This window comes from Peribacillus sp. NPDC060253, assembly GCF_042727425.1.
Lineage (GTDB): Bacteria > Bacillota > Bacilli > Bacillales > DSM-1321 > Peribacillus.
Genome location: NZ_JBHXAS010000041.1, coordinates 12,449 through 38,772, shown reverse-complemented (window position 1 = coordinate 38,772; position 26,324 = coordinate 12,449). Strand labels below are relative to the sequence as shown.

Genomic DNA, 26,324 nt, shown 5'->3' with positions numbered 1-26,324 from the left:
CCTTATTGTTATTATTTATATATTTTCCTAATTGATGAAAAGTAATACAATTTTCTTTAGATAAACTACAAGTTTAAGAAGGGTATTTTTTCTCTTAATACTGAAATCAGAAAAAATCGTACATTCAAATCGTTGGTACATAAGGGGTATGGAACCGTACTTATGAATAGAGAAGAAAGGTCGATGAAGAGGACACAACCAAAAGATGTGCAGCCGATCCGGGATCAGCAGCAGGTAGAAGATATGAAATGGGCGCTAAAGCGCCATTGTTCGGAACGCGATTACATCCAGTTTGTCGCAGGCTGCGAGACTAGCCTACGTGTCGGGAACCTACTCAAGCTCACCACAAAGCAAATCTTGGACCTTAAAGTGCCTCCCAGAACTTCATAGTACCCAAGTTGAGGTAATCTATACCAGTTATTTGTAACGATTAAATAAATGATTCATTAAGAAAAATAGGATAAAAGACTGTCGTTATATGTAAAAATCTGTAGGTCTATGTAAATATTAGAGTGAATCAACTCATTTTTTTGGGTTTGTGAGCTCCAAAAGTCCTGTACGAAAATTCCTAAATGGGAAGTAATTGATTTACACGTCTTCATACACCTTTAAAAAAGTCCTTCTATACTTGAGACAGATTCAAATATTAGGAGGGAAAGATCAATGAATAATGAAAAAGCGATGGATGAGTTAATCAAAGATTGGAGCGATGTAAGCTTAGGTAAGAATATGGACCGCCGAAACTTTATCCAGGGAGCAAGTAAACTTGCCGGACTTTCATTAGGTCTTGCCCTTACACAATCAATGGGCGGGATTGAAGTGAATGCTGCCCCGAAATTCAGTGATTATCCATTTACGCTTGGTGTTGCTTCCGGTGATCCACTCTCGGATAGTGTTGTTTTATGGACAAGACTGGCACCTGATCCGTTGAATGGAGGAGGTATGCCACATGAAGCCATTTCAGTTAAGTGGGAAGTGGCTAAGGATGAAAATTTCAGAAAGATTGTTCAGCAAGGCAAAGAAATAGCCAGGCCGGAACTTGGCCATTCTGTTCATGTGGAAGTAAGCGGGTTAAAACCGGATAAAGTCTATTATTACCGTTTTAAATCTGGCGGTGAAGTAAGTCAGACTGGGAAAACAAAGACACTTCCGCCAATTGGTTCAAGTGTTTCGAGCCTTTCCTTCGCATTTGTTTCATGCCAGCAATTTGAGCATGGCTATTATACGGCCTATAAACATTTGGCAAAAGAAGATTTGGATCTTGTCTTTCACCTTGGCGATTACATATATGAGTACGGACCAAATGAATATGTTTCTTCTTCAGGGAATGTCCGTGTACATAGTGGCCCGGAAATCATTTCGCTTGAGGATTATCGCAATAGATATGCACAATACCGCTCTGATACTCATTTAAAAGCGGCACATGCAGCTTTCCCATGGGTCGTGACTTGGGATGATCATGAAGTTGAAAACAATTATGCTAATGTCATTCCGGAAAAAGGGCAATCGGTGGAAGCATTCATCAAGAGAAGGGCAGCCGCTTACCAGGCTTATTATGAGCATATGCCTCTTCGTAAATCGTCGTTGCCAAAGGGAGCGGATATGCGGTTATACCGAAACTTCTCATATGGTGACTTAGCCTCTTTCTTTGTACTTGATTCACGTCAATACCGGGATGATCAGGCGAACGGCGATGGAAGTTCACCGCAAACGCCTGAGTCACTTGATCCGAAGCGTACATTACTCGGTCCAGAGCAGGAAAAGTGGCTAACTGATAATCTATCGATTTCAAAAACGAAGTGGAATGTGCTGCCACAGCAGATTTTCTTTGCACCGCGGAATTATGGAACACCAACTGCGCCCAAATACAGCATGGATTCTTGGGATGGTTACCCGGCTGCTCGTGATCGTTTGATTGATGTCATAAAAAGAAAAAACATGGAAAATGTGGTCGTATTGACCGGTGATGTTCATGCAAGTTGGGCCTCCAATTTAAAAACGGACTTCAACGATCCAAATTCAAAGATTTTCGGAGTGGAGTTTGTCGGCACATCCATCACATCTGGTGGAAATGGAGCAGACAAGCGTGCGGATACGGATAAAATACTAAGTCAGAATTCACATTTAAAGTTCTTTAATGATTACCGGGGTTATGTACGCTGCAAAGTAACACCAGAACAATGGAAGGCGGACTATCGCGTTGTTCCATTCGTGACAGAACCTGGAGCGGATATATCGACAAGAGCCTCCTTTGTTTTTGATAAGGATCAAACAGGTCTGCGAAAGGTTGCATCAAGTACGGTAACGGAAGGTGTACAAAAAACGAACGAAGTCGAGGAAGATCGGACACTTGCCCATAGTCGCGCACATGAAAAGCAAAGAATGCACAAGCAGGGGAAAGTCACTAATTGATAGAAAGACAAGGAATCGTGAATACGAAAAGTTCTTGAAATTGAAAGGAGTGAATTAGAATGCTTTCTAATATTGGGATACCAGGGCTAGTTATCGTTCTCGTGATTGCATTGATTATTTTTGGACCGTCGAAGCTGCCGGAAATCGGACGTGCATTTGGTCGAACATTATCCGAATTCAAAAGTGCAACCAAAGGATTGGTGAATGATTCAGAAAAAGAGGATGAAAACGAGAATAAAGCTGCGATAAGGGCTGTTAAAAAAGAAGGATGAATTTTATGAGGAAGGGCGGGCGGAAAGACTAAGCCTGCTTCTTTTCATGAGAGTTAGAGATTGCATTATTTTAGCCATTACTAAATGACGAAGCCATTCTGATTTATGTTATATGGTTTGTAAATGGATAAAAAAGGAGGAGTGAAAGTGGAGAGCAAGGATGTACACGTTATGGAGCATATGCAGGAACTCCGAAGCAGAATCATTAAAACACTGATAGGATTTCTTGCTTCTTTCATAGTGAGTTTCATATTCGTACAGGATATTTATGAGCTGCTCATTAAGGATTTAGAAGGGAAACTTGCCGTGCTCGGACCCAGTGACATCCTGTGGGTATATATGATAATCGCTGCGGTTTGCGCGATAGCTGCGACGATTCCGCTTGCAGCCTATCAGTTATGGCGCTTTGTAGCTCCTGCGTTGAAACCGGAAGAGAGAAAGGTTACTTTTCGATTCATTCCTGGGTTGTTCATCTTATTTATCATAGGAATCTCTTTTGGATATTTTGTGTTGTTTCCCATAGTGCTGGGATTCCTCACATCCCTATCTGCCGGGCAGTTCGAGATGATGTTCACAGCGGAAAAGTATTTTCGGTTCATGATTAATTTGATCTTGCCTTTTGGGATTTTATTTGAAATGCCGCTTGTGGTCATGTTCCTGACTAGATTAGGAATCATCAATCCGAAGGTGTTGAAAAAGTCTCGTAAGATTTCTTACTTCGCCCTTGTTATCATCTCGATCGTGATTACGCCACCTGATATCATTTCGGACATTTTGGTCATTATCCCTTTACTTGTGCTTTATGAGGTGAGTGTCCAGCTGTCCAATATGGTTTATAGAAAAAGGCTTATGAAAGAGGAGTCAGCTTTACCTGTAACATGAAATGTAGTTACCAACCTTTTGGAAAAAAACATTTCTTAGGAAATATTTAAAGGTACACAAAAAAGTTGAGGAGGATAATCCCCTCAACTTTTTTTATGGCAAAATAATACTTTGTGAAATGATAAGGACAGTGTTCGTTTTCTTTAGAATAAATTAACAAGAAAAAAGCAACATTTCAAAGACATCTGTAATGGGTTTTCATACATTGTCGGATAAGAGGCATAAACATGCTCAAGATTACACGGGGCATGTTTATTTATTTTTTTTTGAAGGAGAGAGGATTCTTTATAGCGAATAATTGTAATCACCTGAAATTTAGAACAGCACTAGATCAAAAAACCTGCAATTTAACACTAGATACTTAAAATCCTGAATGATTCGAAATAAGTCGATGGAGTAATGAATGTTGATATTATCATTACAGTATAAATAGATATCTAGGGTCAAAATGCATGAAAGGAAAGGTGAGTACTCATGAAAGATTTAATGAAAATTATTGCAGGAAACATTTCCATGACCTTTGCTTATGCTTACTTAATCGTGCCCAATGAAATTATTAATGGGGGCGTAACTAGCTCTGCGTTGTTATTGAATGCTTTATCGGGTTATAACATTGCCATGCTGGCTAATTTAGTTACTGGATTTTTGTTAATCATTTGTTTAGTTTTTTTAGGTAAAGAGTACTTTGTTAAGTCGATAGTAAGTTCGCTAAGTTATATGTTGTTTTTTAATTCTTTTTATTCACTGAATATACGTTTTGATTTAAATATCGTTTTAGTGGTTCTAATATCGTCGATTTTGATAGCGTTAGGATACTATTTATGTATAACAGCAAATGCCTCCACTGTTGGTTTTGATGTGATCGCACTAATTTTACATCATAAAAATGAAAAAATAGATATTGCAGTGACAATAAGGATTATTAATCTAATCGTACTGGTCCTAGGGCTCCTTGTTTACGGTTATTCATCGATCATTAAGGGTGTTGCGTTTACCTTGATCTTTTCATACTTTTTAAAGAAAATGCTGGATAGAAAGCAAAATTCCTTAAAGGCAGAATTGGATCGTACAGTCGATGAAACTTCCAGAGTGAAAGAAATATGAAACATTTGAATGATCTTGTATTTAGGCCCACCATACATTTTTTTTTGATTTTGTTTTGTTATCTAAATATTCTGTTTTTGATTGACTTTAAAAAAATCAGAGTGTATTATACACATAGAAAGTGGTACTAACGTCATGACGTAATGATGTTATTTCCTCTTGCAAAAATGAATGATAGGAAGGGGGAATAGTGATTCAAAATTAAAGCCATAGTGTCATCTCCTGAGTTGTTTGAATAGGCCAAGGTTCCAAGTTCCACTTTCCTTGTGAAAATGTAAGGGAAAGAAAGCAAAATTTTTACTTTTACATCGATGTAGTGATTATCTTTAGTTGATTCCCTAAAATATTGAAAGTTGGTGGAGGGTATGAAACATCAACAAGAAGAACTGAAACCAGGTCTGAAACAAAGACATTTAACGATGATATCATTGAGTGGTGTCATCGGTGCTGGTTTATTCGTTGGAAGCGGTATCATTATTGGTCAAACGGGCCCCGGAGCGATTTTATCATATGTTTTGGCAGGCTTGATCGTTGTTTTAGTCATGAGAATGCTTGGGGAAATGGCTACAGTAAATCCCAATACTGGATCATTTGCGGTTTATGCAAGAGAAGGAATCGGTGAATGGGCCGGTTTCACCACAGGTTGGTTATATTGGTTCTTTTGGGTTATCGTAATTGCTTTGGAAGCAACGGCAGGAGCTGCAATCATACATGGCTGGGTTCCTTCCGTTCCGGTCTGGGTCATAAGTCTCTCGCTGATTATTCTTTTGAAGCTGACGAATATATTTTCCGTTAAATCGTTTGGTGAGTTTGAATACTGGTTTTCGATCATTAAAATAATCAGTATCATCCTATTTTTGTGTCTGGGCGTTGCAGTGATCTTAGGTTTTATCCCATCGATAAAACCACCTGGCACCTCTAACCTTTTGAACTTTGGTGGTTTTATTCCAAACGGGATAAGTTCAGTACTTGTCGGCGTCGCCATTGTTTTCCATGCTTTTGTAGGAGTGGAGATTCCTGCAATTGCGGCTGGTGAAACGAGTGATCCGGTTAAATCAGTAAGAAGTGCATTGAACAGTGTGGTTTGGCGAATCCTGATTTTCTATATTGGATCCATCGCGGTACTAGTGACCCTTTTACCATGGAATTCTGCTTCCTTGCTGAAGAGCCCGTTTGTTGCCGTTCTTGAAATGCTGGGAATTCCTTCTGCTGCCCTGATCATGAATATAGTGATTCTCATTGCATTGCTTTCCTGTTTGAATTCCGGATTATATACAAGCTCCCGTATGTTATTCTCCCTTGCACAAAAGGGTGATGCACCAAAAATATTCTCAAGGGTGAGCAAGAACGGGGTCCCTATCCTTGCTGTAATCGGTTCTACTTTATTTGCCTTTATCAGCACCATTTTCAGTTACGTATCACCAGATAAAATCTTTTTCTTTTTAGTGAATTCCTCGGGAGGGGTCGGAATACTTGTCTATCTATCGATTGCGGTTTCCCATCTCAGATTAAGGAAGAGGATGGAGAAAGAAAATCCCGGAGTTTTCAAGATCAAGATGTGGTTATTTCCGTATTTAACGTATGCAACCATTCTTTCCATGATTTCCGTGATCATATTAATGGCATTTATCGATTCCCAGCGTCCTCAGTTTATCTTTACCATGCTATTTAGCTTGATCGTTATCTGTTCTTTCTTTTTCATTCGACGAAGAAAAGCGAAATATATGAAGAGTGAATTAAATATTGTTCCTGGTTCCCCTAATTCCGAAAAGTTATAGCTTTTAGCATTAGCACTAAACCATAATAAAAATTCTATGTTTTTCGACTCAATTAATTAAAAAATAGATTGTTTCGTATACTTCTAAGATATTCCTCAGATAAAATTCTTCAAGCACTTTTCAACTAGAATATGATTCCCATAGAAAAAAGAGTGTAAATGTACCAAGCACGAGGTGGCATTGTCTTTTTAATTCATGATGGAGGGATGATCTTGAATGTTTTCCGTTTATTCACGAATGGGCTCATCTTTGGCACCATATTGCTGTCAGGCTGTAACAATACAATAAAATCGGACGAACACAACCAAGAAAAAAATCCGGTCACAAATGAAAAGTCCGATAACAATGCAGCAGAGACCCAAGATGCAAAAGTTATTAAAACAGGTGTCGACGAAGTGATTCAATCAATAAATGCTTTGGTAACAGAAGTAAGTGCCGAGGCTGATCCAGAGAAAATTCAAGAACTGGGCGAAAAGGTCAGTTCTAACTGGGATTCGATAGAGAAGCAAGTGGAAGATGATTATCCCGATTGGTATGAACGAATTGAAAAAAATCTATACCCATTAATCGGGGAGTCAGGAAATCCTGAAAAAGACACAGAAAAAATCCTGGAACTCACTAAAGCAACGAAAGAAGATTTACAGTTATTTTTGAAAGAAGTGAAATGAATGTACGTTATATTCGGATTCATCACAAAATGAGACTTTTTTCCGGTTTTTAACCGTTTTTTTGAGGGGGGAAAGAGATGGAGAGGGGAGAGGAGATTGACTTGGAAAGTGCAAAAGAATGGAACGAGGTACAGGCAGTCATATTTGATTGGGCAGGAACGACGGTGGATTATGGTTGTTTTGCGCCGGTCCAAGCATTTGTCGAGATATTCAGGATAAGGGGGATAGATATTTCCATTAAGGAAGCAAGGGAGCCCATGGGTTTATTGAAATTGGATCATATAAGGGAACTCCTGAAAATGACTCGAATCCGGAATTTATGGATTGCTAAATTCGGGAAAGAACCGGACGAAAGAGATCTAGAATCATTATATAAAGACTTTGAGGCTTTGCTTTTTAAGCTTCTCAAGGAGAACGCCAAACCTATACCTGGCGTAATTGAATTAGTCAGGCGTTTAAGGCAGCAAGGAATAAAAATCGGTTCGACAACAGGGTATACTCGTGAAATGATTAATATTGTTAAAGACGAGGCGGAAATATGGGGTTATCAACCAGATACCATCGTTGCGTCTACCGAAGTGCCTACAGGAAGGCCTGCACCTTGGATGTGCTTTAAGACGGCGATGAATCTCCAAGTGTATCCACTCAGTAAAATCGTTAAAGTCGGCGATACGATCAGTGACATCAAAGAAGGCATTTCTGCGGGAATGTGGACGGTTGCCGTATTGAAAGGCGGCAGTGAAATAGGCCTTTCAGAAGCAGAAATCAACGAAATGGACCCATTTGAACTGCAATGCCGCATGAAAAATGCCGAAAACCGTTTTCTGAATGCAGGTGCCGATTTCGTGATTGATGAAATAGGCGATTTATTGGAGATCATTGATAGGATCAACTACAGATTGACCGAAAAAAAGGATACCTTTATTAGTTAATTAGACGTTTGTTCATGTAATAATGATGCCTGTCTCCATTAAGTGATAAAAAAATTCAAAATATTCATTTTATTCATTGACTGTTTGATCTAATGGTAGTATTATACATCTTATAACTGGTACGGACGTCGCAACGTCATTATCAGAAATAAACATAATTAAGGAGAATGTGCTATGGTCGAAACAAAAACGGTAAGAGGAACGAAAGTTAAAATGACACCAAGTGAAGCCATCGTTGAGACGTTAGTGGCCGAGGGAGTTAAACATATCTCGGGAATTCTGGGATCTGCCTTCATGGATATGCTTGATTTATTGCCAACTGCAGACATCCGTTTTATCGGTGTCCGCCATGAACAAAGTGCAGCACATATGGAAGATGCCTATTGTCGTGTCTCAGGTGTTGCCGGGGTTGTCATCGGGCAAAACGGACCTGGAATGACCAATATGGTCACCTCTGTTGCAGCGGCCAATCAAGCTCATACTCCTATGGTGGTCATCTCTCCTTCAGCTGGTACACCAACGGTTGGATGGGATGGTTTTCAGGAATGTGATCAAGTTTCCATCTTCAAGGCCATCACGAAAGAAACGGTTAGAGTGACACACCCAGGCCGGGTCGCTGATTGCCTTAGGACAGCATTTCGGATTGCCTATGCCGAGAGGGGACCAGTTTTATTCGATATCCCCCGTGATTACTTCTATGGTGAAGTGGAAGATCAAATACTTCAACCACATCAATATCGAGTAGATGAAAGAGGTTGCGGATCTTCTGCATCCTTGGATAGAGCGGCAGAAATTTTGGCTGAGGCTGAGTATCCTGTGATTATTTCCGGCAGGGGTACGGTTGATTCAGATGGCATTGAGGAAATTAAGAATATTGCAGAATATTTAACAGCTCCGGTAGCTGTCTCCTATATGCATAATGATGCTTTTCCTGCTGATCATCCATTATCAGTCGGCCCAATCGGTTACATGGGTTCAAAGGCGGCCATGAATACACTTAAGAAAGCGGACGTCATATTGGCGGTCGGTACAAGATTATCAGTATTTGGAACGTTACCATGCTATGACATTGATTATTTCCCTAAAGATGCGCAAATCATCCAAATAGATATTAACCCAAGGCAAATTGCCAGGACACATCCTGTGGAAGTTGGAATCATCGGAGATGCCCGTGAAGCGAGTCGTGAAATTTTGAAACGGTTGAAGGCTAATAAACCTAACGTAAAACAAGAAAAAAATCGGATAGTCGAAGTAACGAATGAAAAACAAAAATGGGAAGAAGAATTGGTGAAACTCGCGATGATCGATGGAACACCGATCAATCCGCGTCGGGCCCTTTTGGAATTGACTAAGGTGTTGCCTGAAAATGCCATCGTCACTACAGATATCGGTAATGTTTCGTCAACTGCAAACGCTTACTTGAAATTCAATCAGAGCAGAAGACATATCGCTGCGCTTACATTCGGGAACACAGGATTTGCTTACCCATCCGCACTAGGTGCCAAGTTAGCTGAGCCGAATACGCCTGTTTTAGCCATTGTTGGAGATGGGGCATGGGGGATGAGCTTACATGAAGTGAGTACGGCCGTTGAAGAAAACATTCCTGTCATCGCGTGCGTCTTCAATAATAATGCCTGGTGCGCAGAGAAAAAGAACCAAGTCGATTTCTATAATAACCGTTTTGTAGGGGCGGATATCCAAAATCCTGATTTTGCAGAAGTTGCACGATCCATGGGTGCAGTTGGTATTAGAGTGGAAAAACCGGAGGAATTAGGGTCTGTCATAGAAAAAGCAATAAAATCTAACAAACCGACTGTCATTGATATACAAGTGGATGGAACACAGTTAGCTCCTCCATTTAGAAAAGATGCATTAAAAATGCCTACTAGATTATTAGAAAAATATTCTCATTTAGATCATAAAAACTGGGATAAATGATGGTGTGAAAAGAGTGTAACGGTGGCGCGATGACTTTATGATGATGTTAGTCATCGCACCATTCACCACCTGGTTCTAATTTATTAAGAGTCTGTTACTGCATGGGAACGTAACTAAATTGCGTTCAATGAATAATAAGGGGGTTTCAATTGTGAAGTTGGAAACTGAAACGAAAGACCTTGTTCAAATGGATAAAGATCATTTATGGCATGCGATGCATCGCTATAATGAAAAGGATGCTCCCATGATGGCTACGGAAGGAACCGGCTCATGGTTCACGGATACTAAAGGAGATAAATATTTAGATGGAGTTTCCGGATTATGGTGCTTGAACCTGGGCCACGGACGGAAAGAAATCGCCCAGGCAGCCTATGAACAAATGATTAACTTATCTTATTTCCCTTTAACGTTAAGCCATAAGCCGGCCATCGAATTATCGGCAAAAATAAGTGAACACTTAAAGGGTTCCTATACAACTTTTTTTACGAACAGCGGATCCGAGGCGAATGAGACCGCATTCAAGATCGCTCGGCAATATCATTCTCAAAATGGAAACCCTGGGAAATATAAATTCATCTCTAGGTATCGAGCTTATCATGGTAATACGTTTGGCTCATTAAGCGCAACGGCACAAGCGAATCGGAGAGTGAAATATGACCCAGGGGTTCCAGGATTCCTCCATGTGCCGCCGCCTTACAGTTATCGTAGCTCGTTTGGGGAAAACGTTGAAAACTCTGATCTTCTTGCAGCTGATTATATCGATCAGGTTATTAACTTTGAAGGATCCGAAACGGTAGCTGGTGTTATTCTTGAACCATTCATCTCTGGTGGAGGGGTCCTTATTCCTTCAAAAGAATACTTAACAAAAGTTGCTGAAATCTGTAAGAAGCATGATGTTCTTTTAATTGTGGATGAAGTGGTTTCAGGTTTTGGAAGAACTGGAAAAATGTTTGGGTTTATGCATTCAGATGGGGTTCAGCCGGATATTGTAACGATGGCAAAGGGTTTGACCAGTGGATATCTTCCACTTGGGGCAACAGCGGTGAACTCAAGGATTTATGAGAAATTCAAAGGTGATGGTAAATTAAATCACTTTAGGCATGTGTCAACATATGGAGGCCATCCTGCATCATGTGCAGTAGCTCTTAAGAATATTGAAATCATCGAAAAAGAAAAAATTGTTCAAAGAGTAGCTGAACTAAGTGAAACTAAACTAAGTGAGCTCTTTGAATTGACGGCCCTTGATAAAGTCGGGGAGGTACGCGGGGTTGGATTCTTATATGGAATTGAATTAGTGGAAGATAAAAAATCAAAAACGCCCGTTTCCGATGAGTTCATGGGAAAAGTAATAGGGTCATGTAAGGCTAAAGGGCTTATCATCGGCCGTAACGGTGATACAGTTCCTGGATATGGGAATGTATTGATCATTGCACCGCCTTTATCTTCAACAAATGAAGATTTAGATTTTGTCATTGAAACAGTAAAATCCGTTTTATATGAATTATGCTAACCGATAAAAGGTGATTGGCCTTTAGAGTCATATCATAACCGATTAAGGATGATGGGCATGATATGTCTAACTGTATTGACATCCATGTCCATTTTTTATGTTGGGTCTAACCGTGTGGGATAACTGGACAATACGAAGTAGGAGGAACTATGCAAACACAACGCAGGTTATTGGTGGTACTTGCACATCCTGATGATGAATCTTTTCTGTGTGGCGGAACCATTGCCAAAATGTCAGAGCGGGGTGTTCAAGTAACTTTACTATGTGCGACAAAAGGCGAAATGGGCAGGCGCATGGGAAATCCTATTTTTACAACAAGGGAGGCATTACCTGGACTTAGGGTAAGGGAGTTAAAAAGCGCTTGTGAAGAATTAGGGATCAAAGACCTGCGATTTTTACATGTAAGGGATAGAACGATTGAATTTGAATCCATCGATTTATTGACGGAGAGAATCATAAAGGTGATTCGTGAAGTTCAACCGGATGCACTCGTAACGTTCCATGAGAAATATGGGGGACACCCCGACCATTGTGCGATTGGCCGTGCTGCCGAATTTGCTTTTCTAAAATCCGGTGATCCCGATTTTTATCCAGATCCCGTTTTTCCCGCTTATAAGATTCATAGTCTGTACTTTGTCCTTTGGCATGCTTATTATGAGGAATGGCTAAATGAAAACGGGCAGAGTAGTATCACAAGAGTGAATATAACAGGAACTTTACAGAAAAAGATCCGTGCCTTAAGGTCCCATCGTTCCCAGACTTTAGCCGTTCCGGAATTGTGGGGGAACCAAAATCCGAGCTTGCCTTTTTTAAAGAAATTCGAATATTTCATCAAAGGATATTCTCCTACTAATATAGAAGAAACTGATCTTTTTCAAACGATTGAAAGGATGGGATGAACCATTTATTAGCTGTTAAAAGTCTTTAGTATATGGAAAGGGGGAAGGAATGTATGGAATTAGAAAAATATGAGCCACTGGAAGAAGCCATAGAGGAGCGGAAAAAATCGAAATCACCGCTTCAAAATAGCAAGCTTTTGTGGTTGAGTGGTATCGCCTTCACTTTTTTTATTGCCCTTTTAGGTTTGGGGCTATCTGAAATTTCAGGATTCAATCGAATTGGTCCTCTTGCGTGCTCGATCATCATTGCCGTTATTTATCGTCAAATTGCGGGATATCCAGAAAAATTCCGGACTGGAATTGAATTTTCCGCTAAAAAACTATTGCGTTTTGCCATTATTTTATACGGGTTGAAATTAAATATCGATGTGATTTTCAATCAGGGTTTGCCATTGTTGGTCCGTGACATAGGGACAGTAACATTTGCCATAATCGTAATGGTCTTGATTGCAAAGTGGTTAAAGGCAGATACATCCATTTCCCTTCTACTTGCGGTAGGAACAGGGGTATGCGGAGCAGCAGCCATCGCCGCAATTTCTCCAATCGTGAAAGCTAAGGAAGAAGATACAGCCATAGGCGTCGGGATAATCGCTTTAATGGGAACACTTTTTTCCATTATATACACCCTAATACGTCCGATTATTCCGCTATCGAATTTGGATTATGGTATATGGTCAGGGATCAGTCTTCATGAAATCGCCCATGTTGCATTGGCAGGGGCTCCGGCAGGTGAAGATGCGCTAGCGATTGCACTCCTTGCAAAATTGGGCCGTGTTTTTTTACTTATCCCTTTATGTTTCATTTTTATGTATTGGATGAAAAAGCGCACAAAGGAAAAAACAGGCCTTGATGCAAAAATTGATTTTCCATGGTTCCTCGTTGGTTTTATTATCATGAGTTTAATCGGAAGCTATGTGTTTGGAACCTATATAACAGTGTCACCAGCCGTAATGGATGGTATTTCTAAAACGACTACATTTGTTTTGACAATGGCCATGATCGGTCTAGGACTGAATGTAAGCCTGCAGGCACTTCGCACAAAAGCCATGCGTCCCCTTATAGCCATGACCATAACTTCTTTGCTTCTTTCCATCATATCGTACTTTATCGTTTAATTTATGTATGGAAGCTTTCCATTATTGTCCCACTTGATACCGGATAAAGATCCTTCCCTGAATAGGCGATACTATTCAGGGCTTTTGACTACATACAAATAAAACGGTATTCACACCTGAACACGAGTTGTATTTGAAAAGAATGGTATGGGAATGTGAATGTTGGTATGTTTGAATGTTATAACTATTTGGTTTACAATAAAAGAACTGATACGAACATTACAATGTCTTTATCTGTTTGGAGGAAATTTTATGGAGTTAGACTTTAATAATCCACTCCCTTTACATGCTCAATTAAAAACTATATTGGAAAATCAGATTTTAGAAGGGTATTATAAGGACAAAATCCCGAGTGAAAGGGAACTCATGGATATGTATTCTGTCAGCAGGAGCACTGTACGGGAAGCCGTTTCCATCCTGGTTCGTGAGGGAATATTGGAAAAAAGGCATGGCAAGGGAACGTTCGTATCCCTTAAACCTGTACAGGAATGGCTTAAGATGATAAGTTTCACTGAAACTACAAAAAGCATGGGAATTAAATTACTTGATCATGGACGTGTATTGACACCTGAAAATATAGCTGATGCAAATGGGTTTGAGGATGAATCGTACCATATCAAAAGGTTGCGCTTACAGGGGGATGTCCCCATAGCCATTGAATTGCATTATTATTCTTTGGAACTAGGAAAAAAATTGACCCAATTCGATTTAAGTACCACAGTATTGTATGATGCACTCGAAGGAGATTTAAACATTAACTTTTGTGAAGCGGAACAGATCATTACCTGTGGATTTCCAACAAAAGAAGATGCAGAGCATTTAGGCGTGAACGAAACGATGTGCTTACTGATTACGGAACGTATGATTTTTGATTCCGAGGGAAATTTGGTAGAGTACTATAAAGGTTTATTCCGATCTGACATGTATTCTTTTGCTATGAAAATGTCGAGAAAGAACAATTGATTTTGCTTTTCCGACGCATAAAGTGACCTAGGCCTCCTATATGGAGGCTTAGGTCTTTTCGGTTCTAAAGTATTTATAGATGGATGATGGAGGAACTTGAACTGATTAAAAACACAAGTCAAGTAATTCAATAAAAACCCCATTATCTACATTCTTTATTTGGAGACGTGAAGTATGATCGGCTTGTTGGCATGCCACCTGTAGTGAAAGCCTTCTTCAAGTCCCACTTTCCGGTCAGCTTATTATGAGTTGATTATCAGCCACTGCGTAATGCCGTTGGGCCGACAGCACATTGAAAATTCCCCGATTCATCTTTTCCATGGGCACTCCTCACTCCAGACCAGTCCACCTAATCTGGTAATTATCTTCTCTCTTTTGATACCCAAACTATACTTTTTAGATGAAAAGTATTCCAGGCGTATTAGCGCTTATTAAAAGTTCAACTTGTGTAATTATGCTTTATGTCTCATAACGTATAAGTTGAATACTGGTCTCCACTTTTTGATTAACAATCGATCGTAAAATGAGAACCTACGGGAACAAATTAATGTTGGTCCACCTGAGGCCAATCCAGGCGAATCGCGGATCAGGTTTACTTTTTCCGGGGAAAGTCCTTTTTCATATTAATATTTATAGGATTGGTCGCTTAAGGAAAATCTATAAATGAAGATTATTAACAATGGTGTTAAGGGTGGCTGTGGAATTGAATAAGATCAAGGATATAACTCCGGAAGATGTAGAAAAGATACAGACTGTAAACAAGGGAATGTCTTTCACAAAAAACTTCAGGTCTGCTACTTTTGTTTTTATTCCAGGCTTTAAGGATCCAATTACTGAAGGCGCTGCTGGAAAGGCTATTGCTCACTACAATCTATATGGAAACAAAGATATGTTTATTAACACAACGGTCATTATGGATGATCAAGCTCTATTTAAGGAAGAAAATTTCCAGCTGCTTTACTCCATCTGTGATGAACTTGTAAATCGACTGGTGGGATACGCTAATACACTACTTTCAGTACACGTAGGTTCAAATTCTTATAATGCTGAGTACAAACGATGATGGTCGTAAGAAGAATAGGAGGAAAAACAGTGCAGCATAATCTGGTTCAGTCAATAATCGAGCATTCAGTACCTCTTACAAGTGAAGCTGATTGGGATAAGCTCGTTCAGCAAGTTGAAAATTCAAAATTTGTACTGTTGGGAGAGGCATCACATGGAACATCCGAGTTTTACACGGCACGAGTTGAAATGACAAAAAAACTGATTAAAGAAAAAGGGTTCACCTTTGTTGCCGTTGAAGGCGACTGGCCCGCATGCCAGGCTATTAATAGATATGTTAAAGGGTATGACCTAGTAACTAAATCCGCACAGGATGTTCTCAAAAGTTTTAACCGTTGGCCGACCTGGATGTGGGCAAACGAGGAAATGATCGACCTGATTGAATGGATGAAAGAATACAATGAGTCTGGTCAAAATCAAACAAAGGTTGGATTTTATGGGATAGATATCTATAGTCTTTGGGAATCCATGGATGAAGTTATCCATTACTTAAAAGAAATTGATTCACCTGACCTTGAAGCTGCCAGACAGGCGTTCACATGTTTTGAGCCATTCAATCGGAATAATGAGGAGTATGCAGTTTCCGCAGGCATTTTTTCGGAAGATTGTATAAAGGAAGTTGCCGAATTACTGACAACGATTCAGCAAAAAAAAGAAAAATATCCCCATCACGAAGAATTGAATTTGAACCTTCAAGTGAATGCATTGGTTGCGTATAATGCAGAAAATTATTACAGGACCATGGTGGTTCATGACGATAGATCATGGAATATTCGAGATATGCATATGGTGGATGCACTTAATGCAATCATGGATTTTTACGGTTCAGAAGGAAAGGCGATTGTATGGGAACATAATACACATGTCGGCGATGCCAGCGCTACTGATATGAGAGATGCCGGGATGATTAACGTCGGCCAGGTAATTCGTGAGCAAAACCCACCTGAACATGTATGTATCATAGGATTTGGAACCTATAGGGGAACTGTTATTGCGGCAGATGAATGGGGCATGAATTTTGAAATAAAAACAGTACCCCCGGCAATGAATGGAAGTTGGGAGGAGGCTATGCACCTTTCAGGAGCATATGATAAAATGCTCATTTTCACCGATGAAAATCGTCAACTATTCAGAGAAAGGGTTGGACATCGGGCGATTGGGGTTGTATACAGACCTGAATATGAACAACATGGAAACTATGTACCTTCTGTAATGTCAGATAGATATGATGCTTTTGTTTACATTGACGAGACTCAAGCCCTTCACCCGCTTGTTCATGATAAAGCACCTGTTGTGTAGTAAAAATAAAAAGCGAAGCCGTTTTATAATATTTCGTGTTATAAACGGCTTCGCTTTTTTGTTCGTGCTTATTCTTAATGCTGCCCAATGTTGGTGTAATAAAAATTGCTAGTCAATTTAAAAACTTGAAATTCAAAAAAAATGATGATGAAAACAAAAAAATTAATAGGTTATATCCTGCTGATAAAGGTGAAAGGATTATCCTTTTTGAATAAGAAGGAGTGTATAAAGTTACATTATCCGAATTTTCTAGGGACGAAATGGTTTTTCACCTTCTTCAAAGAGTCAGAAAAAATATTGAGGTAGATTGGGAATTTGTGAAAAAGGGAAATAAAAGAGGGGATTGATACTGTTTATAACTTATCCGCTTCATGGATGACTGAAGCATTAGTTAAAATGCTTATGCTGGTTGTGGAAATAAATATATAAAAAGAGGCTCGATTTCAGTATGAAATGGAGCCTCTTTCTTATTATCCTGCTACACTTTCAGAAAACTGGCTATTGTAAAGATCTGCGTAGAAACCAGATGCCTCTAAAAGTTGTGAATGAGTTCCTTGCTCAATAACTTTCCCTTGATCCATAACAAGAATCAAATCAGCATCCTTAATGGTAGAAAGGCGATGGGCAATAACAAAACTGGTTCGTCCTTCCATCAGCTGGTTCATCGCCTTTTGGATAAAGACTTCTGTCCGAGTGTCAACACTTGATGTCGCTTCATCCAATATCATGATTGGTGGATCTGCAAGCACAGCGCGTGCGATGGTCAAAAGCTGCTTTTGTCCTTGTGAGATGTTCGAAGCTTCTTCGTTTAAAACTGTCTCATACCCATCTGGCAGTGTCCGAATGAAATGGTCGGCATGTGCCATGCGAGCAGCTGTATAAATTTCTTCATCTGTTGCTCCATTTTTTCCATAAGCGATATTGTCCTTAATCGTACCATTAAAGAGCCAGGTATCTTGAAGCACCATCCCAAAGTTCCTACGAAGATCACTCCGGGACATATTCCGCGTATCAAGACCATCAATCTTGATCTTTCCGCCATTGAGTTCATAAAATCTCATCAAGAGATTTATCATCGTCGTTTTTCCAGCACCGGTCGGTCCTACAATTGCGACCGTCTGTCCAGGCAACACATCGATGTTCATATCTTTAATTAACAAGTCGTCAGCATACCCAAAGTCTACTTGTTCAAAAGTGACAGCACCATTTGCTCTATTTAAATTAGCTGTGGTTTTTTCTTTTATTTCCTCTTCTTCATCAAGTAGCTCAAAAACACGCTCAGCTGCTGCAACAGTAGACTGAATAATGTTTGCGATGTTTGCCGTTTGAGTGATCGGCTGGGTGAACTGCTTTGAATATGTGATGAATGCTTGAATATCACCAATTGAGATCGAACGTTGCGTTACTAATATACCGCCGACAACACTGATGAGGACATAGCTCAAATTTCCGATAAAAAACATCATGGGCATGATGATACCAGATATAAATTGTGCCTTGCTTCCCGCTTTATACAATTCTTCATTAACCTTAGTAAACTGGGCACTCGCCTTTTTTTCATGTCCGAATGCTTTAACGACTTGATGACCAGTATACATCTCTTCAATGTGCCCATTCAATTCTCCGAGTGTACGCTGTTGATCGGCAAAATGTTTTTGGGATCTTTTTAAAATGGGCCGGATTGCAAATATTGACAAAGGTAAGCTAACAATGGATATTAGTGTCAATAATGGGCTGATTGAAAGCATCATAATGATAATACCCAATATTGTTACAATGGATGTGATGAACTGGGTTAAGCTTTGTTGAAGGGTGCTCCCGATTGTATCAATATCATTTGTCATTCTGCTTAGTGTTTCTCCGTTTGGACGGCCTTCAAAATATTTAAGGGGAAGTTTCTCTAGCTTTTTATTAACATCTTCCCGTAAATCATATACTGTATCTTGGGCAACACTGGACATAATGTATTGTTGTACATAGTTGAAAAGGCTGCTTAAGACATACAGGCCAGCAAGCAGTAGAAGGATCTGGCCAATTTTATCAAAGTTAATAGCAGCTCCCGGTATTCCTTGGAATTTACCGTAAGCCCCTTCGAATAATTCCGTAATCGCCGTTCCCATGATTTTTGGTCCGACAATCATGAAAATCGTACTCATGATGGCAGCGAAGAACACGGCAATCAATTTGTTGCGCCGCGGTTTTAAATAGGCCAAGAGACGTCTTAGTGTTCCTTTAAAATCCTTTGCTTTTTGACCCATCATCATCATGTTACCGCCACCAGGGCCGTGCCCCATCTGACCGCCGCTTTGAGGTTTTTTTCGATTACTCATGCAATTTCCTCCTCTGAGAGCTGTGATAAGGCGATTTCACGATATACGTCGTTTGTGCTAAGCAACTCTTTGTGTGTACCAATGCCTACAATATGCCCTTCGTCTAAAACGATGATTCGGTCAGCGTCTACGACTGTACTAACACGCTGCGCGACGAGTAATACGGTCGCAGTTTTCGTTTCATCTTTCAAAGCTGCACGAAGTTTAGCATCTGTCTTGAAATCAAGAGCAGAAAAGCTATCATCGAATATATAAATATCCGGTTTTCGAATGAGTGCCCGTGCAATCGAGAGCCGTTGTTTTTGGCCACCTGAAAGGTTTGATCCGCCTTGTTCGATTTCAGCATCATAGCCTTCCTTCAATTGACTTATAAAATCTTCTGCCTGCGCAATTCGGGCCGCATGCTCAATTTCCTCCTGGGTTGCGGTTTGTTTTCCAAAGCGAATGTTGTCAGCAATGGTACCCGTAAAGAGTATGGCTTTTTGTGGCACAAAGCCAATTTTAGAACGAACTTCATCTTGTGAGGCATTACGAATATCAACACCATTGACGCGAATGGATCCACTTGAAATATCATAAAAGCGGGGGATCAAATTTACGAGCGTTGATTTCCCTGAGCCTGTTCCCCCGATGATTGCGGTGGTTTCACCAGGTCTTGCAGAAAAACTAATATCCGATAATGCAGGTTCCTCTGCTCCTGGGTAACTGAACGTCACATGTTCAAATTCAAGGGTACCGCGGTCACGATCTGCCTTTTCCGTTCCTTCATCTTGGAATGAAGGTTCCATATCAAGGACTTCGTTGATCCGTGTTGCCGACACGGCCGCACGGGGTACCATAACGAACATCATGGATGCCATGACGAGTGCGAACATAATTTGCATCACGTATTGGATAAAGGCCATTAAGTCCCCAATCTGCATACCGCCGTTATCAATCCGAACTCCACCAAACCAAATGATACCAACAACCGTCAAGTTCATGACAAGCATCATTATAGGCATCATAAATGCCATGATTTTATTGACTTTTATTGAGACATCTGTCAAATCTTTATTCGCTTTCTTAAGGCGTTCCTTTTCTTGGGTTTCACGATTAAAGGCACGAACTACGCGAACCCCAGTTAAATTTTCTCGTAATACAAGGTTCAAACGGTCCAATCGTTTTTGCACCAACTGAAAAAGAGGGACACCTTTATATAGAATGATCAGGATTGAACCAATCAACACAGGCATTGTGACGACAATGACAAGTGATAATTTGGCATCCTTCGAAACGGCCATAATCACTCCGCCTATTAACATAATGGGTGCACTGATAACCATACGAAGCATCATAATAACCACTTGCTGGACTTGTGTTATATCATTGGTCGTTCGTGTAATGAGAGAAGCGGTACCGACTTCGTCAAATTCTTGTAATGAAAATTTTTCAACATGATTAAAGACTTTCAAGCGGATATCGCGTCCCATGCCCATTGCGGCTTTGGAAGAATAGTAACTTGCGATAATGGAAGCACAGGCGCCAAGTGCTGAAACTAACAGCATTATTCCACCGATTTTCCAGATGTAGGGAGTGTCTCCAGGGACGACACCTTTGTCAATAATATCTGCCATTAGTGTCGGTAAAAAGAGGTCGGACATCGATTGGATAAAGACCAGTCCGAAAACTGCTAAAATAATCCATTTATAAACGGATAAATTTTTCAGTATTTTTATCATTTTGAACACTCTCCTTGTTCTGTTGCTTCTACTTCTAAATAGTTTGTAATTTGAAGATGTGTTTCAATCAATCCTTCAAATTGTTCTTCAGTAAGCATTTCAATGACCGCTTGAAAGGATTGGTGAATGCTGCCTTCATGCAAATGAATCGTTTTCAATAGATTTTTTCCCTTTTCGGTGATGGTCAGCTGAATCTCACGACGGTTGCCCTCCACTGGCTCACGATGGAGCAGGCCTGCACGAACAAGACCATCGACCGATTGGCTCAGTGTGCTTTTTGGAAGAAATGTTTTCTCCCCAACATTTTTTTGCGTCATCTCTTTGTAAAGGATAATGGTCATCAAAATAGAATATTGTGGAACTGATAATCCGTATTCTACTGCTGTTTTTTGAACGATCCGCATTATATTTTTCTGCACGTACCAAAATGAACGTAAAAGTTTTGCGGAACGCATTAATTTTTGATTTTCAGTCTCCAAAGGACATCACATTCTTTCTTTTTTGAACTGTTCCAAAACGAACAGTTATTTTTTTGAATCATTAAAATTTACAACTATTTTTCCACATAGTCAAGCAAAAAAAATAATTTCAACAGTTCGATTTTTTTTACCTTTGGTCCTTACATAAAAAAGTGCAAAATCCAACACAGGTAAGGAAGTAAATAGATAAAAAGGTTCTATATGCTCGTTATTTTTCTTTATTGTTAAGGTAAGGTTCTAACATATTAAAGAGCTTTCAAGTGATGTCCTTATTTCGAATAGTCAGAAAAAGGTTCTTTTTAACATAGTTAAATAGTTGTAAAAGTGATAGAAAAAGTGTTAGGATAATATTGCGATAAATTAGTACCAGGTAATAACAGCAGATAGTATAATTAAATGATAAGTTTTTAATGGTTTTATATCGAAATGAGAATACATAAGGAGGATGATGACGTATGGTAGAAAACCGTCATCTACAGGCAGGCATAAGTGATGAAAAAGTGCTTGAGATGTATAAAGTGATGTTGTTGGCAAGACGTATAGATGAACGTATGTGGTTGTTGAACAGATCAGGGAAAATTCCGTTTGTCGTTTCTTGTCAAGGTCAGGAAGCTGCTCAAGTGGGGGCTGCGTTTGCATTAAATCGTGAAAGGGATTACGTTCTTCCTTATTATCGGGATCTTGGGGTAGTGCTTGCGTTTGGGATGACTGCTAGAGATTTAATGTTATCCAGCTTTGCAAAAGCAGAAGATCCGAATTCAGGGGGACGGCAAATGCCTGGGCATTTTGGGCAAAAAAAGAATCGTATCGTGACGGGTTCTTCGCCAGTTACCACTCAAGTGCCACATGCTGTGGGGATTGCACTAGCAGCAAAAATGGAAGGAAAAGATATCGTTTCATTCGTTACATTTGGAGAGGGATCATCGAACCAAGGTGATTTCCATGAAGGGGCGAATTTTGCAGGTGTTCATAAACTTCCAGTTATCTTGATGTGCGAGAATAATCAGTATGCCATTTCCGTCCCGATTGAAAAACAGTTGGCTTGTGGGAAAGTGTCGGACCGGGCCATTGGTTACGGCATGCCAGGGGTAACAGTTGATGGAAATGATCCGATTGAAGTATACCGAGTGGTCAAGGAAGCGGCTGAGAGAGGTAGGCGTGGTGAAGGGCCAAGCTTAATTGAAACGGTTTCATATAGGCTTACACCTCACTCAAGCGATGATGATGATAGTCAATACAGGTCCCCTGAGGAAGTATCGGAGGCAAAAAAAATCGATTCGATGATTACATTTGGTGCCTATTTAAAAGCAACTGGGGTCATGGATGATCAATTGGAAAAACAAATGAATGAGGAAATAATGAACATAGTGAATGAAGCGACGGATTATGCGGAAAACGCTCCATATCCAAATGAAGACACGCTCTCAAAATATGTTTATGCAGATAAGTAAGGAGGAAAGAAGATGGCAGTGATATCTTATATAGATGCCGTGATAATGGCAATACGTGAAGAGATGGAACGTGATTCCCGTGTATTTGTATTAGGTGAAGACGTAGGGAAAAAGGGCGGGGTTTTTAAAGCGACATCAGGTTTGTACGAACAATTTGGGGAGCAACGAGTCATTGACACTCCACTTGCTGAATCGGCAATTGCCGGGGTTGGCATTGGAGCGGCCATGTATGGAATGAGGCCGATTGCGGAGATGCAATTTGCTGATTTTATCATGCCTGCAATTAACCAAATCATTTCAGAAGCTGCAAAGATCCGTTATCGCTCCAATAATGATTGGCAATGTCCGATCGTGATTAGGGCGCCATACGGTGGAGGAGTTCATGGGGCGCTATATCATTCACAGTCCGTTGAAGCCATTTTTGCCAATCAACCGGGACTGAAAATTGTCATGCCTTCCACGCCCTATGATGTGAAAGGGTTGTTGAAAGCAGCCATCCGTGATGAGGACCCAGTCCTTTTCTTTGAGCATAAACGTGCCTATCGCCTGATTAAAGAAGAAGTGCCGAATGATGATTATGTTTTACCCATTGGTAAAGCGGATGTTAAGCGTAACGGTGAGGATGTTACCGTGATTACTTACGGACTTTGTGTCCATTTTGCACTTCAAGCAGCGGAAAAGCTGGCCAGTGATGGCATTTCTGTTCACATACTTGATTTACGAACGGTTTATCCACTAGACCAAGAGGCCATCATTGAAGCAGCATCGAAAACTGGAAAAGTGCTATTGATTACTGAAGATAATAAGGAAGGAAGCATCATTGGTGAAGTATCGGCGATTATTGCAGAAAACTGCCTCTTCGATTTGGATGCTCCAATCATGAGACTGGCAGGCCCAGATGTTCCAGCGATGCCATACTCCCCATCATTGGAAAAATCCTTCATGGTGAATCCTGAAAAAGTGGAAAAGGCACTGCGTGACCTAGCTGCCTATTAACCCGAGCGGCATGGAGGGAAGGAACCTTGAAAATAGAAAATATGAAAATGCCCCAGCTGGGGGAAAGTGTAACGGAAGGAACGATCTTAACGTGGCTCATTAAGCCTGGGGACCATGTAAATAAATACGATCCAATTGCAGAAGTGATGACGGATAAGGTGTCAGCAGAAATTCCCTCATCCTTTACAGGACGGATCATAAAAATAGTTGCAAGGGAAAATGAAACAATTCTCGTTGATGAAGTGATTTGTACAATTGAAGCAGAGGGCGGCAGTGAAAAAAATGAGACCAGTGACCAATATTCATCAGAAAATGAGAAAATGTTAGAAACAGTCACTAACTCTGAACCCATTAAACCAAGGTACTCACCAGCAGTTTTGAAAATTTCCCAGGAAAATGGGATTGGTTTATCGAGTGTAAAAGGGTCTGGGGGAGGTGGAAGAATCACCCGGAAAGATTTAGTCAAACACCTACAAGAAGGAATAGATACGTATGAAGCGAATTCTGTCCCTTCAGTTACTGCTCTTTACGAGACTAATGAAAAGCTGAGCTCACATATTGAAAAATCAATCGCTTCGGTTGGCGATCTAGAGATTCCGATTACGGGCATCAGAAAAAAAACCGCAGCCAATATGGTGAAAAGTAAAACTGAAATCCCTCATGCTTGGATGATGGTCGAAGTCGATGCAACGGAGCTTGTTAAGCTTCGTGATTCATTGAAAGCTGAATTCAAACAAAAAGAAGGCTATAATTTAACTTACTTTGCTTTTTTCATCAAAGCCATTTCTCAAGCAATTACGGAATTCCCGGAAATGAACTCGATGTGGGCTGATGATAAAATCATAGAAAAGAAAGATATCAATATATCAATTGCCATTGCTTCTAGTAATGCTTTATTTGTTCCCGTGATCAAGCAGGTGGATGAAAAATCAATTAAGGGAATAGCAAGGTATATCCATGAACTAGCCCTAAAAGCGAGAACGGGTAAATTAAAGCCTGAAGATATGCAGGATGGTACATTCACGATTAATAACACAGGTGCCTTCGGGTCCATTCAGTCAATGGGGATTATCAATCATCCACAGGCAGCCATCCTTCAAGTTGAGTCAATCGTCAAACGTCCCGTGATCATTGATGATATGATTGCCGTAAGGAATATGGTAAATCTCTGTTTATCCATCGACCATCGGGTCCTTGATGGGTTGGTATGTGGTAAATTTTTGGCCAGAATAAAAGAAATCATTGAAACGTCCTTTCAAGAGGGTACAAACATATATTGAGTCATCACGCAAGGCCGGTTCCATTAACAGGAGGTATATGTTGAATGCGAACAGAAGAAGAGATGTTTTCATTAATAGTACATATAGCAGAAAATGATGACCGGATTCGAGCCGTTGGGATGAATGGGTCACGGACGAATTCCAATGTCCAAAAGGATGTGTTTCAAGATTATGATATCGTGTATCTTGTTACGGATTTGAAATCTTTTCTGCAGACCCCTGATTGGATAGATGACTTCGGTAAACGGATCATCATGCAAACGCCAGAAGACAGTCATTTGTTCCCACAAGAATTAGGAGGACGTTTCTCTTATTTGATGCAGTTTACTGACGGAAACCGAATTGATTTACAATTAGTCCCTTTAAGTGAAAAGGATAGATATTGTAAAGAGGATAAGCTGACGATCATTTTAATGGACAAAGATTCGTGCCTTCCTTCCATTCCCCCTCCGTCTGATAGGGATTACTGGGTGAAAAAGCCTACAATTGAATTCTTTGATGATTGTTGCAATGAATACTGGTGGATTTCCACGTATGTAGCAAAGGGGTTATGGAGGAAGGAAATTCTTTACGCACAGGAGCATCTATCTCATATACGGTCGATGCACATTCAAATGCTGGAATGGAAGGTGGGCATTGATACGAATTTTTCAGTAAGTGTAGGTAAGTCAGGTAAATACCTTGAGAAATTTATATCGGAAAAGAGCTGGGAGCAATTACTTGCTACCTATGCAGATGGAAGCATTGATGGTATATGGAATGCATTATTTGCAATGTGTGATCATTTTGACCGTACTGCCGCATATGTGGGTAAACATTTGAATTGTGATTATCCTTATCAATATGATCGGCGTGTGTATAGTTACCTGAAACATATCCAGGACCTACCGGCAAATGCGACTGAAATTTATTAACTTCTTGGCTGCGTGTGTAACAAGGAAAAGGTGATTTCTTGGTGTATGGATACCGAGATTCTCTTTAAAAAAATAAGGAAACATGCACCTTTAACAATCCTAAAACAAAATAGGAATGTTGACAAAGGTGTTTTATTTGTGTAAAATTACTTTTAAATTGAGATATATTAATTAAGGGTAAAATGGATTCCTTTATTTGTTCTTGAACATTTCTTAATCATTGACAGCAATTGTTTTCCATGGTAAATTATCTTTAATTAAAGATATATTAATTCGAGATAATGTTGCTCCCTGAAAAAATCTTTATATGTTCACCCTC

At 40.0% G+C, this 26,324-nt stretch carries 21 protein-coding genes and 1 pseudogene; 19 read left to right on the top strand and 3 right to left on the bottom strand.

Annotated features, from left to right (window positions below):
- Positions 1-183: 183 nt before the first annotated feature.
- The 15 genes and pseudogenes from ACFWE9_RS12880 to ACFWE9_RS12810 form a co-directional block, all read left to right on the top strand.
- Positions 184-369: pseudogene (locus ACFWE9_RS12880) on the top strand (site-specific integrase); the annotation flags it as partial.
- 294 nt (positions 370-663) lie between these two features.
- A complete protein-coding gene (locus tag ACFWE9_RS12875; RefSeq protein ID WP_377357073.1) occupies positions 664-2,412 on the top strand; it encodes an alkaline phosphatase D family protein in 1,749 nt (582 codons plus the stop codon).
- Positions 2,413-2,471: 59 nt separating this feature from the next.
- Positions 2,472-2,684 carry a twin-arginine translocase TatA/TatE family subunit gene (locus ACFWE9_RS12870; RefSeq protein WP_230156535.1) on the top strand — a complete coding sequence of 71 codons (213 nt, stop codon included), beginning with the start codon at positions 2,472-2,474 and terminating at the stop codon, positions 2,682-2,684.
- A 171-nt stretch (positions 2,685-2,855) separates the two neighbouring features.
- Positions 2,856-3,566: a twin-arginine translocase subunit TatC gene (gene tatC, locus ACFWE9_RS12865; RefSeq protein ID WP_377357077.1), complete on the top strand. Its 711-nt coding sequence runs from the start codon at positions 2,856-2,858 to the stop codon at positions 3,564-3,566.
- A gap of 474 nt (positions 3,567-4,040) precedes the next feature.
- Positions 4,041-4,670, top strand: a complete 630-nt coding sequence (locus ACFWE9_RS12860; protein ID WP_230156533.1) for a YitT family protein — start codon at positions 4,041-4,043, stop codon at positions 4,668-4,670.
- 365 nt (positions 4,671-5,035) lie between these two features.
- Entirely contained in the window at positions 5,036-6,448 is a 1,413-nt protein-coding gene (locus tag ACFWE9_RS12855) for an amino acid permease (RefSeq protein ID WP_230156532.1), read from the top strand.
- 212 nt (positions 6,449-6,660) lie between these two features.
- Complete coding sequence (locus ACFWE9_RS12850) at positions 6,661-7,116, top strand: hypothetical protein (protein WP_377357070.1); 456 nt, start codon at positions 6,661-6,663, stop codon at positions 7,114-7,116.
- Positions 7,117-7,193: 77 nt separating this feature from the next.
- Entirely contained in the window at positions 7,194-8,048 is an 855-nt protein-coding gene (gene phnX / locus ACFWE9_RS12845) for a phosphonoacetaldehyde hydrolase (RefSeq protein ID WP_377357068.1), read from the top strand.
- Positions 8,049-8,222: 174 nt separating this feature from the next.
- Entirely contained in the window at positions 8,223-9,986 is a 1,764-nt protein-coding gene (xsc, locus tag ACFWE9_RS12840; protein ID WP_230156526.1) for a sulfoacetaldehyde acetyltransferase, read from the top strand.
- Positions 9,987-10,137: 151 nt separating this feature from the next.
- A complete protein-coding gene (locus ACFWE9_RS12835) occupies positions 10,138-11,496 on the top strand; it encodes an aminotransferase (RefSeq protein WP_377357066.1) in 1,359 nt (452 codons plus the stop codon).
- Positions 11,497-11,645: 149 nt separating this feature from the next.
- Entirely contained in the window at positions 11,646-12,395 is a 750-nt protein-coding gene (locus ACFWE9_RS12830; protein WP_377357064.1) for a PIG-L family deacetylase, read from the top strand.
- Between the two features lie 53 nt (positions 12,396-12,448).
- Positions 12,449-13,510 (top strand): YeiH family protein, encoded by a 1,062-nt coding sequence (locus ACFWE9_RS12825; RefSeq protein ID WP_230156523.1) that lies wholly within the window; start codon positions 12,449-12,451, stop codon positions 13,508-13,510.
- Positions 13,511-13,762: 252 nt separating this feature from the next.
- A complete protein-coding gene (locus tag ACFWE9_RS12820; RefSeq protein WP_230156522.1) occupies positions 13,763-14,473 on the top strand; it encodes a GntR family transcriptional regulator in 711 nt (236 codons plus the stop codon).
- Between the two features lie 697 nt (positions 14,474-15,170).
- A complete protein-coding gene (locus ACFWE9_RS12815; RefSeq protein WP_230156719.1) occupies positions 15,171-15,536 on the top strand; it encodes a hypothetical protein in 366 nt (121 codons plus the stop codon).
- The gene (locus ACFWE9_RS12810) at positions 15,536-16,834 is read left to right on the top strand and encodes an erythromycin esterase family protein (protein ID WP_377357075.1); all 1,299 of its coding nucleotides are present in this window, start codon (positions 15,536-15,538) and stop codon (positions 16,832-16,834) included. The genes ACFWE9_RS12815 and ACFWE9_RS12810 overlap by 1 nt, the downstream gene beginning before the upstream one ends.
- A 470-nt stretch (positions 16,835-17,304) precedes the next feature.
- On the opposite strand, the gene ACFWE9_RS12805 is transcribed toward ACFWE9_RS12810, so the two are convergent.
- Genes ACFWE9_RS12805 through ACFWE9_RS12795 form a run of 3 tightly spaced genes read right to left on the bottom strand, consistent with a single transcriptional unit; the run spans position 17,305 to position 21,364 of the window.
- A complete protein-coding gene (locus ACFWE9_RS12805; RefSeq protein ID WP_377357062.1) occupies positions 17,305-19,164 on the bottom strand; it encodes an ABC transporter ATP-binding protein in 1,860 nt (619 codons plus the stop codon).
- Positions 19,161-20,885 carry an ABC transporter ATP-binding protein gene (locus ACFWE9_RS12800; RefSeq protein ID WP_377357060.1) on the bottom strand — a complete coding sequence of 575 codons (1,725 nt, stop codon included), beginning with the start codon at positions 20,883-20,885 and terminating at the stop codon, positions 19,161-19,163. Before ACFWE9_RS12800 ends, ACFWE9_RS12805 begins: the two co-directional genes overlap by 4 nt.
- Positions 20,882-21,364: a MarR family winged helix-turn-helix transcriptional regulator gene (locus ACFWE9_RS12795; protein WP_230156517.1), complete on the bottom strand. Its 483-nt coding sequence runs from the start codon at positions 21,362-21,364 to the stop codon at positions 20,882-20,884. The genes ACFWE9_RS12800 and ACFWE9_RS12795 overlap by 4 nt, the downstream gene beginning before the upstream one ends.
- Positions 21,365-21,819: 455 nt before the next feature.
- Between ACFWE9_RS12795 and ACFWE9_RS12790 the strand changes: the two genes are divergently transcribed.
- From ACFWE9_RS12790 to ACFWE9_RS12775, 4 genes are read left to right on the top strand one after another with little or no spacing between them, the layout of a single operon-like run.
- On the top strand, positions 21,820-22,815 hold the full coding sequence (locus ACFWE9_RS12790; protein WP_230156515.1) for a thiamine pyrophosphate-dependent dehydrogenase E1 component subunit alpha: 996 nt from the start codon (positions 21,820-21,822) through the stop codon (positions 22,813-22,815).
- A 12-nt stretch (positions 22,816-22,827) separates the two neighbouring features.
- Positions 22,828-23,811 carry an alpha-ketoacid dehydrogenase subunit beta gene (locus ACFWE9_RS12785; protein WP_230156514.1) on the top strand — a complete coding sequence of 328 codons (984 nt, stop codon included), beginning with the start codon at positions 22,828-22,830 and terminating at the stop codon, positions 23,809-23,811.
- A 26-nt stretch (positions 23,812-23,837) separates the two neighbouring features.
- Positions 23,838-25,091 (top strand): dihydrolipoamide acetyltransferase family protein, encoded by a 1,254-nt coding sequence (locus tag ACFWE9_RS12780; protein WP_377357057.1) that lies wholly within the window; start codon positions 23,838-23,840, stop codon positions 25,089-25,091.
- Between the two features lie 44 nt (positions 25,092-25,135).
- A complete protein-coding gene (locus ACFWE9_RS12775) occupies positions 25,136-26,005 on the top strand; it encodes an aminoglycoside 6-adenylyltransferase (RefSeq protein WP_377357055.1) in 870 nt (289 codons plus the stop codon).
- Positions 26,006-26,324 lie beyond the last annotated feature (319 nt).